At 39.3% G+C, this 16636-nt stretch carries 8 protein-coding genes; all 8 read right to left on the bottom strand.

All coding sequences use genetic code 11. From position 1 onward, the window contains the following. Positions 1-27: 27 nt before the first annotated feature. The 8 genes from ODR02_RS09415 to ODR02_RS09450 all read right to left on the bottom strand — a co-directional run bounded on the left by ODR02_RS09415 (position 28) and on the right by ODR02_RS09450 (position 16555). Positions 28-2016, bottom strand: coding sequence for an alpha-L-arabinofuranosidase C-terminal domain-containing protein (locus ODR02_RS09415; protein WP_309512260.1), 1989 nt, complete (start codon positions 2014-2016; stop codon positions 28-30). A 54-nt stretch (positions 2017-2070) separates the two neighbouring features. After that, the gene (locus tag ODR02_RS09420; RefSeq protein ID WP_309512261.1) at positions 2071-4704 is read right to left on the bottom strand and encodes a glycoside hydrolase family 3 C-terminal domain-containing protein; all 2634 of its coding nucleotides are present in this window, start codon (positions 4702-4704) and stop codon (positions 2071-2073) included. Between the two features lie 207 nt (positions 4705-4911). Continuing rightward, positions 4912-7650 (bottom strand): T9SS type A sorting domain-containing protein, encoded by a 2739-nt coding sequence (locus ODR02_RS09425; RefSeq protein WP_309512262.1) that lies wholly within the window; start codon positions 7648-7650, stop codon positions 4912-4914. Positions 7651-7781: 131 nt separating this feature from the next. Then, positions 7782-10304, bottom strand: coding sequence for a glycosyl hydrolase 115 family protein (locus ODR02_RS09430; RefSeq protein ID WP_309512263.1), 2523 nt, complete (start codon positions 10302-10304; stop codon positions 7782-7784). A 69-nt stretch (positions 10305-10373) separates the two neighbouring features. Next, complete coding sequence (locus tag ODR02_RS09435) at positions 10374-12311, bottom strand: glycoside hydrolase family 97 protein (protein ID WP_309512264.1); 1938 nt, start codon at positions 12309-12311, stop codon at positions 10374-10376. Next, a complete protein-coding gene (locus tag ODR02_RS09440; protein WP_309512265.1) occupies positions 12308-13690 on the bottom strand; it encodes a glycoside hydrolase family 43 protein in 1383 nt (460 codons plus the stop codon). The genes ODR02_RS09435 and ODR02_RS09440 overlap by 4 nt, the downstream gene beginning before the upstream one ends. Positions 13691-13728: 38 nt before the next feature. Then, positions 13729-14601: an alpha/beta hydrolase gene (locus tag ODR02_RS09445; RefSeq protein WP_309512266.1), complete on the bottom strand. Its 873-nt coding sequence runs from the start codon at positions 14599-14601 to the stop codon at positions 13729-13731. Between the two features lie 346 nt (positions 14602-14947). Then, positions 14948-16555, bottom strand: coding sequence for a glycoside hydrolase family 43 protein (locus ODR02_RS09450; RefSeq protein ID WP_309512267.1), 1608 nt, complete (start codon positions 16553-16555; stop codon positions 14948-14950). Positions 16556-16636 lie beyond the last annotated feature (81 nt).

Consider the following 16636-nt stretch of genomic DNA (forward strand, 5'->3'; position numbering starts at 1 on the left):
TTTTATAAGCACATGTATTACAGTTTATTAAATCGCTTTCACCTTTAAAACCACTAAAGAATTAGCCGGGATTTCCGTTGAAATTTCCCCATTTTTGGTTTCAGAAATCTCCTCTTTAGGTTTTATGGGTTCAGCATCGAAATTATTTTCAGTAGAAAGCTGTGGTGCAGACAGAAGGATCTTAGTTATTTTCTTACCCATTTTCAGAATTCCAGAATTGACACTAACCGTTTTAGCATGATTATCAGTATTAACCATTTTAATAATGATCTCATTATTTTTAGCATCCCTCACTGCGGTAGCATATAATTTTTCCTGCCCGGATACCGCTTTTCCGTTGCTTTCTATTTTCAGTACGTCCGTTCCTTTATTGTTCGAGAATAATTTCTGAACATAATAATTCGGGGTTGCATAAGATTTCAGGTTATTAAACCAGATGAGATCGGGCGTCCACTGCCAGCCATCAGCATGGGCAAAAAGCGGTGCGTAGGAAGTCATATACACAACATCTGCATTTCTTTCAAGACCAGTCATAAAAGCGGCTTCTGAAAGGGCGGTCAGCCAGTTATTTTTATTATCTGGCTTTACCACTCCTATAGATTGGGCTGCATATTCTCCGGCAAAAACTTTTGGTCCGGAACGGTCATATTCGTCATATCTTCCGGCATTTTTCATAAACCATTCGGGTGAGTTGTAATAATGTTCATCTACAATCTGTGCATTAAGCTGTTTCAACTCTTTCCAGCCATATTCAAAGAACTCGCCATCGGGTGATGGTCCGCTTCCTGATATGATTTTAATATCAGGATATTTTTCATGAATCTCTTTTTCAAATACTTTATAACGTTCGATATAATCTGCTCCCCACTGCTCATTTCCCACTCCGATAAATTTTAAATCAAAAGGTTTTGGATGTCCCATTTCAGTGCGGACTCTACCCCATTTTGTACCGGAATCTCCGTTGGCAAATTCAATAAGGTCCAGAGCATCCTGAACATAAGGATCGAGATTTTCCATTTTCACCAGTTCTGCGGTATTGAACTGGCAAGCCATACCACAACTCAAAATAGGAACGGGTTCTGCCCCCAGATCCTCTGAAAGCTGGAAATATTCAAAAAATCCTAGTCCGAAAGACTGTCCGTAATCCGGTGTAAGCCTGTGCGGAAATCCTGTACTCCATTTATTGATGAGATATTCGCGGTCTGCAACATTTTCTATTGTTTTTTTCCACTGATAGCGTTCCGCCAATGTTCTTCCTTCTACAATACAGCCTCCCGGAAATCTCAAAAATCCGGGCTGCAAATCATATAACTTCTGAACGAGATCTTTTCGTAATCCTCCTTTTCTGCTTTTCCAGGTATCCTGTGGGAAAAGAGAAATCATATCCATGTTCACAATACCATTTCCTGTAAATGTGATCCGAAGTTTTGCTTTTTCAATGGTTTGCGATGCTTTGAAAACGGCTGTATACTTCTGCCATCCCTTTCCTTTGATGAGTGTGGAAACTGAAGAAATTTCCTTACCGTTTTCATCAACAAGACTTGCATTTACTGCAGCAATATTTCCAGAAACATTCTCCAGATTAAAGCTGAAATCATATTGTTCTCCCTGATGAAGGCCTATTCCTCTGAATCCTTCATTTTCGAGAATATAATTTTTATCATTCAGAACGGTAATTCTTGCGTAATTTTTATTGGTTTTGGCAGGGTCGGAATAAATGGTCAGAAACCCGGAATCAAGATTGGGGGAAAGCGTTTTTGTATTGGGTTGTTTCCATCCTGTGAAAGGTTCATCAAATTCAAAGCTCCGGTTTTTAATGAGTTCAGCATACAATCCGCCGTCTGCTGCAAAATTGATGTCTTCAAAGAAAATCCCGTACATGGTAGGTTGTATTTTAACAGGTGCAGAGGTTTCTTTCAGATCCAGATTAAAAGTACGGACCGTATTATTCTGAGCCGAAAAAAAAGCAGCACTGAGGGAAATTGCGATGGGAAATATTTTATTTTTTGTTGTCATAGATCATATATTTTGAAAGCTACTATAGGGGTTTCCAATTGTTCCGGATCAGTTTTATTTTACTTTTAACGGAATACTTTTCAACCCTGCATCATCAGAAGTTCCGCCATAAAAAACGGTATAGTCGCCAGGTTTTGAAACCAGATCATCTGTTTTTTCGTCATAGAAGGCAAATGAATCTTTGGAAAGGGTCAGCTGAATATTTTTTGTTTCTTTGGATTTAATGAAAGTTCTTTCAAAAGCCCTTAACGATTTTACCGGCGCCTGGTCATCATTATTTCTTTTGATATAGACTTGAACCACTTCTTCGCCATCCCTTTCTGAAGCATTGGTTATCGGAATGGTGATCGTTACATTTTCTTTAGTACCGATTGTATTTTTACTCAGTTTTGAATCTCCATAAACAAATTTTGAATAGCTCAAGCCATGCCCGAATGGATAAAGAGGTTTTTCCGTCATATAACGGTACGTCCTTCCCTGCATATCATAATTTTCAAATCCCTCGTACTTGCTTGCCTTTGAAAGAGCGTTGTCCAGTTGTTCCAGATTTTTATAAAAAGTAATGGGTAATTTTCCGGAAGGATTATAATCCCCTGCCAAAACATCTGCCACAGCAGTTCCTCCGGATTGTCCGCCATACCAGGCGTTCAACAAGGCATCGTAATTTTTATCATCCTGTTCCAATCCCAGCGCGCTTCCGGTGCAAAGAACAAAGACAACAGGTTTTCCGGTTTTCCTAAGCTCCGCCAACAGATCCCTCTGGACTTTAGGAAGGGCAATCGAAGTTTTGTCACCTCCTTTAAAGCCTTCTGCATTCACCATCATCTCTTCACCTTCCAGGCTTGGAGAAAGTCCGCCTGCAAAGACAATGACGTCTGCTTTTTTCACCTTTTCTCTCACCGAAGCAAAATTAACAGGGTCTTTTCTGTACACTTCAAAGGCTATGCTCACATATTTTCCTTTTTGTGTATGACGCAGTTCTATCTGATATTCTTTTCCTTTTTCCATTTTTACAGGAAACTCTGAAGGATGCCTTGCATCCGGTCCTTTTCTAATGGCGATTTCTTTTCCGTCCACGAAAAGTGTATAGATATCAGAGGTAGACGCAGAAAATATAACATCTCCTGTATAAGTACTTTTGAAAACCCCTGAAATGATCGCTGAGGTATTTTCTCTTCCTACATTGGGTGCAAGTTGGGTTCCTCCAAAGCTGTTGTAGCTGATGGCAGTTGAGTTTATGGAAGTATTGGCCGGCTGGCCTTTGAATTCATTGTTATTGAAGAACTCTACTTTCATTCCTTTCGCGCCGTTTTTCTGACTGATGAAATTCTGATAGAGTGACGTTCTGGACGAAGGATCTGTTACTTCACTTCCTTTTTCGTAGATGATTTCAGCCTTCGGGAATTTGGTTTTGATTCCGTCTAAAATCGTTACAATGGAAGAAGGCGTTCCGTTATAATTTCCCAGCTGCATCAATCCGTCATCAGCATTCGGGCCTACGACTGCAATTTTTTTAATACTTCTGCTGAGAGGCAGAATATTTTTTTCGTTTTTCATCAGCACAATTGATTTTTGTGCCATTTTCAGTGCCTGCTTTTTATGTTCTTCAGAATCTACTACAGAATATGGAATGGTATTCCAGTGAACGGAAGATTTCGGATCAAGCATTCCCAGTTCCAACCATCCTTTCAGGATTCTGCGCATCGATGTATCGATATCTTTTTCGGTAATCAGTCCACTTGCAAGGGATTTGGTTAAATTGTTATAAGTATCTCCGCATTCAAGATCTGTAGAATGTTTCAGGGCATCTGCAGCGGTTGTTTTTTCATCAGGATGGGTGCCATGGTATTTTTTTTGAAAAAAATCGGCCAGTGCCCAGCAGTCTGAGACCACCATTCCGTCATACTTCCATTTTCCACGGAGAATTTCAGTAAGCAAAGTATTGTTTGCACAGCATGGCTGGCCATCAAAAGCATTATATGCACACATTACTTCTCTTACATTTCCTTCCTGAACCAATGCTTTGAAAGCGGGAAGATATGTCTCATACAGATCTCTTTTTGAGATTTCTGCATTGTAGGAATGGCGGTTCCATTCCGGTCCGCTGTGTACTGCAAAATGTTTGGCACAGGCATGGGTTTTAAAAAATTTCGGGTCGTTTCCCTGCAAACCTTTTACTGCAGCAACACCAAGAACAGAGGTAAGATAAGGGTCTTCACCATAGGTTTCCTGGCCTCTTCCCCATCTTGGGTCACGGAAAATATTGATATTAGGGGTCCAGAAGGTGAGCCCTTCGTATCGTCCTGTTTTTTGAGCATCATCAAAAGACCTGTTGTATTTCGCCCGTGCTTCATCAGAAATCATTTCAAAAGTTTTAAAATGTTCCGGAACATCCCATGTGGCTGCCATCCCGATCGCCTGAGGGAAAACAGTAGCTGTTCCTGCTCTTGCCACTCCATGCAGTGCTTCATTCCACCATCCATAAGCAGGGATTTCCAAACGGGGAACTGCCTGGGAATTATCCATCATCATTCCTATTTTTTCTTCTGTTGTCAGTAAACTAAGAAGGTTTTCTATTCTTTCATTCACCGGAAGATCCGGGTTCCTGAAAGGGTATCTATAATGATCTTGCGCGAACAATAAAGGCACTGCCAGTATTGCACATAGGGTTAATACAATTCTTTTCATAAATAGTATGGTTTCAATAAAGTCCTAAAAAACTCTTGTGGCTTTTGCGGTTAATCATTTTCTAACCACAGATTTCACACATTTTCAAAGATGACTGTATGTATTTTTTTTATGCTTCTCTGTTTCAATCTTCATTTTTATTTCATCATTTGTATGGATATTGATAAAGCCATCATAACAATAGCTTATGATGGCTTTGGATTCCATTTACTCTTTGACAAATTTTTGTTTTACCACCGTATTATTTTTATGAGTAACCTCAATAAAGTAAATGCCAGCCGGGAAATCTCCCATATTAATCTGGTTTTTTCCCTGGTTTATTTTCAGTCCGGATCTGATGACGCTTGCTTTTGCATCAAAAATGGTGGCAGCAGCTTCTGAAAAATCAGAATCAATGAAAAGATCTGTTTTTACAGGATTAGGATATATTTTTACACCCTCTTTTTTAGTTTCCATAGAAATATTTCTGGTGATTAATGATCCGAAATTTAAAGGAAGAACGTTGGAAGAATAGGTATTCTCTTCTGTAAGATATGCTTTGAAAGAACCTATTGAAGGCTCACTTCCGGCTGTTACTTTATAGAAACCTGTTACTCCGTTTTCTGTTTTCAGCACATAAGCATTAGCCGGAACTTTGATACTCTGATAGACTCCGTTTATCTGATTGAACGTGATTGCTTTGGGTGTGGAAACATTTCCTGAACCGTTGAACGTAATATTTCCTGTTGCATTGATGATTACCGGAGTATTTGCAGGAATGATTCCGTTTGAAATTGTGGTACAGTTGATATTACTGGCATCGGGAGACATCATATAGGCAGTAACTCCGGATGGTATATTAGCCTGAAATGGTAAGATCAATACGTCATAACCATTAAAAGTACGGCTGTAAGAAGCGGTATTGGCAGTAAAATTAAAAGGTACCTGAAAATCCGTGTTCTGACCGGAAAGGACAAGATTTGAACAAGTTGTACCTGCAATCACATTATTGGCAGATGAGCTTACATTCGAATTTACATAATAAATGCTGTTGGTATTAGTACTCATAGGCTGCCAGTTATTGGAGGAAGTAACTCCTGATGTATTTCTGAAATCTACAGAAGTGTAATAGCCATTTTCAAGGGCATCCATCAGATAACTGTCACTTGCGGAATAAGTTCCTCCGAATTTAGAAGCAATTTCATTTCCCACATTAAAATAGACATCACCGAGATTAAGAGTCAGCACAGAGCTGTAGTTGGAATTTCTCAATCCTAAAATTCCTTTGCATCCATCTGTAAGAACCTGTCTGGAAATATCGAATGTGATATCAAAATTTCCTCCCTGGGGAAAATTAATCTTTCCATAATTATACGATTTCGTTACACCCTGGCTATTGATATAATATAACGTTGTATTGTCTGAATAGCTTTGTCCTGCTGTTGTATAGCTGTTTACATGCAGGATTAGCTTATTATACCTATCATTAAGCTGAAGATATCCGTTAGCCGCAGTCATATTATTGCTGATAAGAGGGCTTGGATTGGAGAATGTTACGGTTGTATTACTTATATTGAATCCTGTACCAAAGGCTGTACTGGTAGCAGTCTGGGTTTCAATTTTATTATAATGAATATCGCCGCCTGTCATCAGAGAAGCAGGTCTGTCACCGCTTTTATTAAAAACAAAAGTCATGACACTGGAAGGACTGATATCAGCTGTAGGCCTGAATGTTGCCGTACCGATTGAAATCGGTGTGCTTACCATATTGGATTGCATATTGGTAAGAACTTTTGTTCCTGAAGTCGTGTAAAAAGGCAGATCTACCTTTAAACTATACGTGTTCTGAGAAGGATTAATGACCATAAGAACCACCTGATTCCCATCCTGGGAAATATAGGATGAGCCTTGTAAAACACCGGTTTTGTCATCCCATTTGGCTTCTATTCTCGTTTTCCCTATTGTATATTTGGCATAATGTGAAAGGATATAGCCTCTTTTGGTCATTACTCCTGCTGCAGTTCCGTAAGTTCCGTCACCCATTAACCCATAATACCTTTTGGCAGAGTAATGGATCCATGCATTGATATTCCCTAATAATGCATTGTTGACACTGCTTGCGAAAGTAAAAGCATCTGTATTCCAGCTGAAATCCCGGGCCGGCTGGGTGGCTGAAGAGTTCCAGTTGATCAGATATTCTGTCTGCCAGATTTCTTTGTTATAATTCTGGAATTGTTTATAGGTAGACTGAATAAGACCATACTGATGTCCTCCGTATACTTCAAAATTGGCCATTGCAATAGGATCCAGCAAAGCACTGGCAAAATTATCCGTAAATCCTACACTTTCCGGAGCAATCACTTTGCAGTTGATGAGTTGTCCGTAATTTTTGATAAAATTAGTAATCTGTGCAGGCGTCCAGATACATCCCTGATACTGAGCCATTTCATCCGGCTCATTTTGAATAGAAATATAATCAAGATCTACCCCATTATTTTGAAGATAGGTGACAAAACTGTTAAGATAAAGCGCATAATCTTGGTAATTTTCCGGCTTTAAATATCCAATCTGCTGTACTCCATTGGCATCGGTATAGACAGCATTTACATGGTTATTGGTTTTCCAGGCTGCGGGCATTGTCCACGGTGAAGCAAAAATAGTAAGCCCCATAGATTTGGCGAGCTGTGCTGTAGCCAGTACGGAACTCCAGTTACTGCTGTTCTCGGGAATATATAATCTCATAATGTTATAACCGCCTTCACTGGAAGCACCCCAAAGCGTTTGAATTTCTGATGTAGACATATGGTTATAGGCAAACTGTGGACTGCAGACAAATCCTCCAAACCCTCTAATTTTCTGATAAGCAGTATTCTTGTCAATTTTTACCGTAGTAAGCTGTCCCTGCAGCATCAGACTGCAAAACAGAGCGATAGAATGAATGGTAACAAGACTTAAAATTTTTTTCATAATGTTTTGGTTTAAATATTTTGTGATTTTGTGTGTTCCCGGTGAGACAGTTAATTTCAATAACTATCAGAATCCGGCTTGGAATATGAATGTTTCATGGTTAAAGTATTGTTTGTGATAAGTACCTTGCACTAGTGAAGCATTTCGCTTTCGGGAGCGCCCAGGTAAGAAGGTTTTAACCCTCCGGTATTGATCAGGAGTTTTTCCAGGACAATGCCAGGCTCCAGCACTTTGAAGCGTAATGTGTGTTTTCCTGCCTGCAGAATTGAATGTTTGGTAACGGATTTAATGATATGTCCAGACTGCCATCTCCCCAATTCTCCTTTATAATGACCATTGAAGTTGACAACCTGTGGAGTTTCGTTGTCAAAAGAAATCTCATAACGGAGACCTTTATTGTGGTTAAAATTTAAAGTAGGAGCTAAAAGAAGTTCAACCTCAAACTCACCTTTGGATTCAAAATTAATCTCATATTCCAGCCAGATATTTTCTTCAGCTTTAGGATAGGCATTTTGTGGAAATGTGGTCACCCCGGATTTTGTTTTTCCGAAATCAGGAATCACTTCCCAGTGGATTCGGTCGGAATTGCTCATTCTTGCAAAATTTTCTGCCTCAATGGAAACATATCCGTTTTTCTCCTGAAATACATTTTCTTTGGAAACCTCAGCGTCAGAAACATAGATTACTTCAGGCATTATATTTTCTTTTCCGTCTGCCCAGCTTTTATATCCTATCCTCATCTGATCCATCATATGCTTCCATTTTCCTCCGGCAATCACATTATTGTATTGCTTATCCAGATAAGCGTTTCTTTCAAAGCATACTTTCACTTTATCTGCGTAGAAATTGGCTTCCGGATCTTTTTTCGCTGCCAGTTCTCTGTTTTTTGCTACCGCATAGTACATTTCATATAAATTACTGCATGCGTCAATCGGATACAAAACCAACTGATAATAGGCATCCTGGTATTCAGCAGGAATCTGTTCTTTTAATCGTAAGGCTTCTACTGCCAGAGCCCTGTAATCATTTAAAACAACTTCAAATTCATGATAATTTTCAAGGCTGTACGTTTTGCTGTCAAGGGTTTCAGGGGTTACTCTCCTGTTGTATTTGGCATAAAGATTAATCATCCTCGCAATTTCTTTTGCATGTTTTTCTCCAAACTGCTGAGCAGCCCATTTTTCAGTATATTCCAAAAGGTTTTTGGTATTAAACTGCTTTGGATTCCAGGCCATTTCCAGAAAAAAACTAATCGGAAATTCCATAGGTTTTAAATCTCCCACATTCACAACCCAAAGCTTATCTACCTTATGTTCATAAGAAAGATTCATCTGTTCCCAGACTCTCTGGATGGGACTTATGTTGATCCATTTGGAGTTTCTCGGTCCGCCCACATAATCGAAGTGGTAATAGATTCCATATCCTCCTTTATGCAAAGGTTTTGAAAGGTCCGGAAGCTTTCTTACATTTCCCCAGTTATCATCACAGAACAGCAGGATCACATCATCCGGAACCCGCATTCCTTTATCATAATAATCCTGAACTTCTTTATACAATGCCCAGACCTGAGGTGTTTTCTCTGCTTTTTTCCCCGTAACATCTACAATGATTTTACGCTGATCTTTTACAATTTTCTCCAGCAGGGAAATATTGGTTCCCTCTCCCATCGCTTCGTCACCGTCACCCCGCATTCCCACTGTAACGAGCTTTTCCCAGTTTTTGCTTCTTTCGAGTCCGGATTTCCAGAATTTTTGCAGTACTTCTGCATTTTTAGCGTAATCCCAGACATTCGGGAGGTTATTTTTTTTGATATACCTGTGCCAGTCGGTCTGTGCCAAAGCCATAGGCTCATGGTGCGAAGTCCCCATAACAATACCCATTTCATTCGCTAACGGCCCGCTCAGAGCATCATCGTCATAGAATGCTTTTCCCCACATTGCCGGCCAGATGTAATTTCCTTTAAGGCGAAGGATCAGTTCAAAAACTTTTTCGTAAAACTTGCTGTTTACTCCGCCAAATGTAGCTCTTGCCCAGCCTCCGAGTGAAGGTTCCTCATCATTAAGGAAAATTCCTCGGTATTCTACAGCAGGCTCACCATCTGTATAGATTCCTTTTTTGAAATATAAATTTTCTTTTTTCTCAACCGGAACATCTGCCCAGTAATACCATGGTGAAACACCTATTTGCTGAGACATTTCATAAATCCCGTAAATGGTTCCCCTTTTATCACTTCCTGCAATCACAATAGCCTCAGAAACGCCTGGAAAAGGATTGCTGACATTCTGAATGATATATTTTTCTCTTTTTCCGATTAATCCCCTACCATCAAGTTTTTTTTGCCTGATCAGATCATCAATAGCTGATTTTGTCCCAACAGTTCCAATAATAAGTAAAGGCGACTGCAATCCTGAAATACGGTTAAGAATCACAGGCTGCTCTCCTGTCACTTTCTGAAAATCTGTCTGCAGATTTTTCACCGCTCTCATAATCCCCTGATCTGTTCCGGAGCTGGTAAAAATCGAAAGGTTGATTGCTTTTTCCTTTAAAATGATATTTCCGGGACTTTTCTCAGGGCTGATAAACGGTTCTGCAGCATGAATCTGCATACAAAATCCAAATAATACCACAAGGACAATTTTTTTCAAATGATTCATAATCTGTTTTTTAATTTCAAAAACTTTGTAGTCTCTTTTACTCAATCCAAACCTATAAGGTCTACTTCTTTAATTTTTCAGTACAAAACCTCCTTGTGGCTGCATTTCAATGGTAAAATCTCCTTTAGCATTCATTTTCACTTCTTTCTCTGATGAGTTTCCTTTTGCATCGTCATTAATCAATCTGACTGTTTTCCCGGCAAACATCGGAAGCTTTATTTTCAGCTTTTGAGGTTGTTTTTCAGCATTTACACCAGCTACATACCATTGATTCTGATGCCTTCTCGCTAACACAGCATATTTCCCGGGATAGCCGTCTATGAAAACCGTTTCATCCCAAAGGGTCGGAACTTCTTTCATAAAGCTCAGCTGAAAGTCCGGGGTATCGGTCAGGTTATTGGGCATCATACCAAACATCTGAACCGGATTCTGAAACAGTACTGCTGTAGCCAGCTGAAAGCTGTCGGTGGTATGCCTTTTATTTTTATCCCTGTTAGATTCCGTTAAATATGTATTGAGAAAAGTTCCTCCGAATTCCATGCTTCCCACGGTATTTCTGATAAAAGGATGAAGTGTGGCAAAAAAAGCTTCCTGCTTACGGACATCTTCTGAGAAATAGAGCATTTCTGAGGCAAGAACAGCTTCACTACCTGCGTAATTCGGGTACATTACTTCCCAGCCTCTTGGTACTGTGGCTCCGTGAAAAATAATGGTTAATCCGTAATCATTGGCATCCGACAGAATATCTTCGTAAAGACGCATGGTTTCCTGTTTGTCTCCTCCGAAGAAATCCACTTTGAGTCCTTTTACACCAACATCTTTCAGCCACTTCATTTCTTTTTTCCGTTCAACGGATGAACTCATTTTATTTCTTGGCCCCATCGGTGCGTCATTGGCTGCTCCGTTGGAATTGTACCAAAGCAATACCCCGACATTTTTCGATTTTGCATATTGAATAAGCTCTCTCATGCGGTCTTTGCCTATGTTTTTATCCCAAAGTGCATCCATAAGAATAAACTGATATTTCAGCGCAGCGGCAAGGTCTATGAATTTTACCTGATCATCATAGTTCATACTTTTGTCCTGCCACAGAATCCAACTCCAGGTGGATTTCCCGAACTGATACTCCTGTGAAGGCTCATACATGGCATCTACCACATCAAAAGGAATGGTAGTCTCTACGATGGGTTTCAAAGAACTGCCCAGTGTAATTGTTCTCCACGGTGTTTTTCCGGGAAGTGAAATTGCTGCTCCGGTACTTCCGAAACCATTATTTTCTGCGATATTCGGATAGGCTACTTTATAAAGACTTTTTTCTGCTGTGTTTTCAAGATGAGAAGCACAATACGTACTGTTCACTCCTGTTTCTGAAAGCAATACCCAAGCCTCGTTTCCGATATGAAACAGACCAGGGAAAACATACCCGTAATCAGATGGTATTCCCAGTTCAGCATCTGCTTTATAACCACTTTCATAGCTTGGTGCCGTGCGGGCAAAACCTGTCATAGGTTTCATCATTGGTGAAAGAAAAGTAGTGCTTTGTGACGGGAATCTATAACCTGTAGTTTCTGACTTAACGATGGCGCTTAACCGATCTTTCATCGGTGGAATATTATAGCGGAAAGTAATATTATTGTTACTTACCTGAAATTCAACAACGATCTGATGCTGGTCTGCATTAGTGAAATTAACAGTTAAAGTATTCGCATTATAATTAACCTCATATTTTTTGATTTTTTTGTTCGTGTATTTTTTAGAAACGATATCTTTTTTGCTGTCGATAAATTTCAGATTCTTTGAAAAATCAGACTCGTTGGTTACTAAGCCCAACGGGGATTTTTCAAGCATTGTTTTTCCCTGAAGGATCACATCATATAAGGCTTTTCCGTCTTCTGAAAAAACATGAAGCTTCAGATCTCCATCAGGACTTGAAATTTCTGCTACTTGCGCAAAGCTTTTGCTGATCAGAAACAGGCTGAATACAATATATAAAACTTTTTTTCTCATAACTCATTATTTTCAAGAAAAGTCCAGTAATCGAAATACATAATGTCTGTTGAGGCTTTTCCATGGAATACAAAATACAGATCATGAATGCCGGTAATCTTTTCAGTAAGCTGAACTTTTACGGTTTCCCAGCGGTCATCTCCACCCGTCAGCGGAACCCTTACTGTTGCGGCAACCGGACCGTTCACAGCATCCAGATGAATAGTCATTGTTACATCACTGTTATGGGTAGTTCCCACCCTGGCAGAGAAACCAGAAGCTCCTTTTTTCCGGAAATCCACATTCTTTACACTGGTATAAGCCCCATTTTTCTTTGCTTTGATGAAAACACCAGCTTCTTTATTCTGATAGGATTTTACATTTTCTGACCAGGCAATCATTTCTGCCTGATTGAACGAATAAGGATTAACTGTTGCAATAGCTTTTGTAATTCCGTTAGTCATTTTAAACGGTGAAATAGAACCGTCTTTATTGAAGGTAAGTTCTTCCAGGCTTACCGATCTTGTAAAACCGCTTCCGCCAGGCAATGCACCATTGTGATAAAAGAAATAGGTTTTCCCCCGAAAATCAATAACACCTGGATGATTGGTGAATGATTTCCCTTCCGTAGGCATTACAATTCCTCCATATTTCCAGGGTCCCTGTGCTGTCTTACCTGTAGAATAGCCTATGAATTCAGGAAGCGGACCACCCGGCCAGAAAAGATAATACAGGTTTTTCCTTTTGTACAGCCATGGCCCTTCTTCATATTTTGAAGGTCTTTCCGGATTGGGTTTTCCATCCCTTTTGCCAAATGATTCTTCGGTCATCGGAACTTCTACAATATTTCCAGAATAGGAAATCATATCCTCATTGAGTTTTACATATTTAAGCTTGGGATTTCCCCAATACATATGTGCCTGTCCGTCATCATCCACAAAGACCGTGGGATCAATATCTCCCCATTCGCTCTGAACAAGAGGTTTTCCCAGCGGATCATGAAAAGGCCCAAACGGACTATCGCCAACGGCAACACCAATGGCACCTTTGTTATTGGTTTTGGACCACATCGGAACATAGATAAAAAACTTTCCGTTTCTTTCTACACATTGTGCGGCCCAGGCATCACGCTTTGCCCAGTCGAAGTCTTTATATGAGAGAATTGTCCCATGGTCTGTCCAGTTCACCATATCATTGGTGGAATATACTTTCCAATCGTTCATGGTAAACCAGGTAGAATCATCTTCATCGTGGGTGGTATACACATACAGCCTGTTATTATAAACCATTGGTGCTGGATCTGCGGTATAATTGGTCTGAACAATAGGATTCTGGGCAAATCCCATCGAAAATAAACCTATCAGAGCAATGAAACTTATAGATATTGTTCGGATATTCATAGAATCGTAAATTTGAATTTAAAACTTCAGCCTCATATTTATTCTGACTTTAGAATAAGGTTAAGATCTTCATGGTTTACAGGTTTGAAAAGCAGCTGCGAAAACAGATACAGATCATTCTTCCATACTTTGAAATCGTGACCGCCCGGTTCTACATAAAAAATATGCGGAACATTATTTTCTGTAAGATAGTCGCTTGTTCTTTTGCTGAAAGGCATTAGTCTGTCCTGATCTCCGCATGAGATCCAGAGAAGTTTTAATTCTTTAGCTTTGGATGGATCCGGAAGAAGAAGTTGAGGTTCTTTGGTATTTGGGGCTGCGGAAAAGGCTCCCACCCATGCGAACTTGTCGATATTTTCCAGTCCGAAATTCAGGGTCTGTCCGCCTCCCATGGAAAGTCCGGCAATAGCTCTGTTATTTCGGTCTTTTTTAACCGGGTATTTTTTTTCTACAAAGGGAATCAAATCATTCAGGAGATCTTTTTCAAAGGTTGCAAAAGCTTCTACTTTATCCTTTGCCATGATGTCTCCGGTTGCCCTGTCGTCCTTCATCGCCCGGCCGTTGGGAAGTACAACGATCATGGGAGAAAGTTTTCTTTTGGCATACAGATTATCTAGAATAATTTGTGGAGTTCCATTTTTAAACCACTCTTTTTCATCTCCGCCAATACCGTGTAGCAGATATAAAACAGGATATTGAGTGTCTTTTTTATATCCGGGAGGTGTATATATCAAAGCTTTGCGGATAGTACCAACCGTTTCTGAAGAATACTGTATGGTATCAATTTTTCCGTGTGGAATTTCTTTTTTCTCAGTATCAAAATCCTGGGGTACTTTTTTATCAAAAACCTGTGCAGAAATAAAAACTCCTGACAGCATGAAACCTAATGCTAATACAACTGATTTATTCATGATTTTTTATTTGTAGTTTTAACACTTATTATTTCAGATAAAAAAATAATATCCAAGCTGTTTAAAGTTTTATACTGATTATTTTAAACCACAAAAGGTTTAACACTTAAGTTTTTTTAGAGACAATCTTTATGCATAATAAGTACACCTAAGTATTGAGAAAATCTTTGATTTTCATCTTATATGAACTTTCTGCGGAACCATTTCAAACTTACTTAAGTGAACTCAAGTGTTTTTAAAATAAAAGCTTCTGTGACTTTTGTGGTTTAATACAGTTTAAACATCTGAATACTTATTTTATTTATCTGTTTATGGCAGACTTTTCCCTGCTAATTTTTGTTATTTTTCATTCTCTGGCTTTATTGACTCTGAAGAAATCTACATCTACGAAACCTCCGGTATTTTTAGTAGCATAATTAAAAACAGCGAATTTTGATCCCATAAAAAATCTCCGGTAATCGAAGATCATTTTGTAATCTTTTGCCATTTCCGTCCAGTTCTTCTGATCGGTGCTGTAATAAAAATCTGCAAGATCTTTCCCAAGGTTAAAATTGGCATCAATCCGGAGGAAAATCTTATCCGAATTGAGAGGAATCCGTTTTTTTTCTTCTTTTTTCACTCCTGTAATCGCTTTGGTTTTACTATCTAAGCTTACTTCATTGGTTGAAAAAACAATGAATTTTTCTTTACCTTCCATTACTATTGATAAAATCCCGGAATCCCCGTTGAAAGCACTGAAACCTGCCACATCTCCATCTTTCATTCCTTTAAGATCCATTGCAACAATTGCTGAAGAAGTCGGGCCTTCCATTCTCTGGGTCAAAGTATTGGGTGCTGCGTACAAATTGTCTACTACTCTGTTTGTTTTCAGTCTCAGAAAGCCTTTTCTTTCGGATAAAGACCATGCTTCATTCACAGGATTATGATTCCATTGCCACTGGATTTTCATTTTTTTATCAGAGAATTCATCGCTTTCCACCAGATGATTTTTGGCTTTGAATGGCGGAAGCGGAACCTCACCTTTCAAAGGAGCTTTTCCGTTATCTCCCAATACGGGCCAGTCATTTTCCCATTGTACGGGAAGCAGCAGCGGAACACGTCCTACTCCATTTCTGTCCTGAAAAATAAGAGAATACCAGTTTCCGTTTTTATCATCTATCAAAGCGCCCTGACCTGCGTAGGAAAACCCTAAAAAATTATCTTCCAGGATTACTTTTTTCTCGTAAGGACCTGTCACTTTATCTGCTCTGTAGACGACCTGACGGCGTTTCCCGTTTTTCGGCCAGGAAATCATCATCATATAATATTTTCCGTTTCTTTTGATGATCTGGTTTCCTTCAAGAAGTCCGGTTTCCGAAGCATCTTTCTGAAACACCTCACTTCCATCCTGATTTCCGATTACCTGCTTAAAATCAGAACTCAGTTCAAAAACTTTGTTGGAAGTGAAAACATATACTCTGTCATCATCATCGAAAAACAATGAAGCATCGTGAAAATGCCTTGTTCTTGTGATCAGTTTCCAGTTTCCTTTTTCAGGATTATCAGTCACATAGAAATAGGATTTGAAAGGTTCATCATTCGGAGAGAATAAAACGTAATATTTCCCTTTGTGATAGCGGATTGAAGAAGCCCATTGACCTCTTCCGTAAACGGTTCCGTTCAATAAATCATATTTCGGGTTGCCATTCAAAGTATCGAAAACATACCCGGACATTTCCCAATTTACCAGATCTCTTGAATGCATCACCGGAGCTCCCGGCATTAAATGCATAGTGGTACTGATCAGGTAAAAATCGTTTCCGTTTCTGGTAATGGATAAATCCGGTGCATCTGCCCATATGATTGGGTTTGTAAATACCGTACTTTGTTTTCCGGAAGGATTTACCTGGGCTGAAAGAAGATTCAGCCCGATAAACCCCAATAAAGAAACTATATAAGATTTTTTGATTTTCAAAATGTACAGTGATGTTTGGTTTTACTTTTTTCAATTTTAAAAGGAAACACTTCGACAAGCTCAGTGTGACATTGCTGATAC

Origin of the sequence: Chryseobacterium sp. CFS2 (genome assembly GCF_036543225.1) — a bacterium.
Lineage (GTDB): Bacteria > Bacteroidota > Bacteroidia > Flavobacteriales > Weeksellaceae > Chryseobacterium > Chryseobacterium culicis_A.